General features: G+C 63.6%; 2 protein-coding genes. Both read left to right on the top strand.

The genetic code is table 11. The annotated features are described in order from the left end of the window. Nucleotides 1-435 precede the first annotated feature (435 nt). Nucleotides 436-1,539: an efflux RND transporter periplasmic adaptor subunit gene (locus J8I82_RS37565; RefSeq protein WP_209765664.1), complete on the top strand. Its 1,104-nt coding sequence runs from the start codon at nucleotides 436-438 to the stop codon at nucleotides 1,537-1,539. 21 nt (nucleotides 1,540-1,560) lie between these two features. Continuing rightward, nucleotides 1,561-1,901 (top strand): efflux RND transporter permease subunit (locus J8I82_RS37560; protein WP_209765662.1); only part of this gene is annotated, 341 nt, incomplete at its 3' end.

The following is a 1,901-nucleotide window of genomic DNA, read 5'->3' as shown; positions in this document are numbered from 1 at the left end:
GTAACGAGCCACTTCTCTCTCTTATCGCCCCCAGGGTTCAAATTCTATCGGGGCGACATCTATTCTGCCGCGGGGGGGAGCCTCAACGGCTCAAGGCAGTCGGCCAGCTCGGCGCGACTCGACTGGTACTCGAGCTGTTCTGGCATCGTATCACCTCTCTTGCTGATGCCGTGCAGATCCACCTTTCCGCCCGAGATTCAACAAACAGTTTCTTAGAGCAATATCAGGGAATTCCGATGAGAAATTCAGTAGCGACTGACTCACACGTCATTAATGTGCCAATGATAATAGCCTATCTATGCTGGCAAAGCCCCCAACCAGCCTGTGACGCCTCAAACGGCATCGTGAGAAATCATCCACAACGACATGCTGGCGCAACGCGGCCGCAACGGGTACCAAGTCCCTTTTCCCTGTGCCGCGACCTCGCACCCCGACATGAAGCGAAAGACCCTGCTGATCACCGCCGCCTGTCTGGCGCTGAGCGCCACAGTGGCCATTCATAAGGTCGGCAGCGCGCGACAGCCGCGGGCTGTGGCGCCCGCGGCCAATTTTGTGGAGTTGCTCCAGACAGACTTGGTCACCGTGACGCGCCAAGACCTGCAGGTGTCGCTGCCGCTGTCGGGTAGCCTGCGCGCGCTGAACCAAACTTCGCTCAAGGCCAAGGTCTCCGGGGAGGTAAAAGCAGTCTTGGTACGCGAAGGCGAGGCGGTGCGCGTCGGCCAAGTGATCGCGCGCATCGACCCGACTGAGTACGAGGCCAGGGTGGCACAAGCGCGCGGGCAGATGCTGGCCATGCAGGCTCAGTTCCAGAATTCGCGCCAGACCTTGGAGCGCAACCGCGAGCTGGTCGGCAAGGGCTTTATCTCGAAGACCGCGTTCGACAAGTTCCAGTCCGACCTCGACATCGCCCGCGCCAACCTCGACGCCGCCCAGGGTGGCCTGGGCGTCGCGCAGAAGGCGCTGGCCGACACCGTGGTCAGCTCGCCGCTGAACGGCATGATCGCCGCGCGCGCGGCGCAGCCGGGTGAGAAGGTGTCGCCAGACACGCGCCTGGTCGACGTGGTCGACCTGCGCGTGCTGGAACTGGAGGCGCCAGTGCCGATGGCCGACGTGGCACGCGCCAGCGTCGGCCAGGCGGTCGAGCTCGACGTGGAAGGCGCCGGGCGCTTTACCGGCAAGCTCGTGCGGATCAACCCGGCCGTCATGCAGGGCACGCGCAGCATCATGGTCTATATCCGCGTGGAGAATGCAAACCAGCTGCTGCGCGGGGGCATGTTTGCGCGCGGCACACTGGCGCTGGGCCAGCGCGCCGGCGTGGTGGCGGTGCCAGCCTCGGCGGTGCGCACCGAGGGCGAACGCGTCTTCGTCTATGCCATCGACCGCGCCACGCTGGCCGAACGCCCTGTGCAACTGGGCATCCGCGATGAAGCCAGCGGGCTGGTGGAAATAGTCTCCGGCCTGGATGCCGGCGCCGAGATCGTGCGCATCGACCTCGGCGCACTGCACAGCGGCAGCCAAGTCAGGCGCATCAAGGTATAAAGGTCAAGCCTGCCCCCTGCCATGTGGTTCACCCGCCTGTCCATCCGCAACCCCGTGCTGGCCACCATGATGATGATGGCCTTCATCGTGATCGGGCTGTTCTCTTACCAGCGCCTGCCGGTCGACCAGTTCCCCGACATCACCTTCCCAGTGGTGGTGGTGCAGACTACATACTTGGGCGCCGCGCCGGAGTCGGTAGAATCCGACGTCACGCGCAAGGTCGAAGAGATCGTCAACACCATCTCCGGCATCGACGAGATCTTTTCGCACTCGTACCAGGGCACTTCGGTCGTCGTCATCAAGTTCGACTTGAGCGTCGATGTCGGCCAGGCCGCGCAGGACGTGCGCGACAAGATCGCGCT

The organism is Cupriavidus consociatus, from assembly GCF_017814975.1.
Classification (GTDB): Bacteria; Pseudomonadota; Gammaproteobacteria; order Burkholderiales; family Burkholderiaceae; genus Cupriavidus; species Cupriavidus consociatus.
The sequence above is the reverse complement of the archived record's forward strand: the minus strand, read 5'-3'. Positions and strand labels throughout refer to the sequence as shown.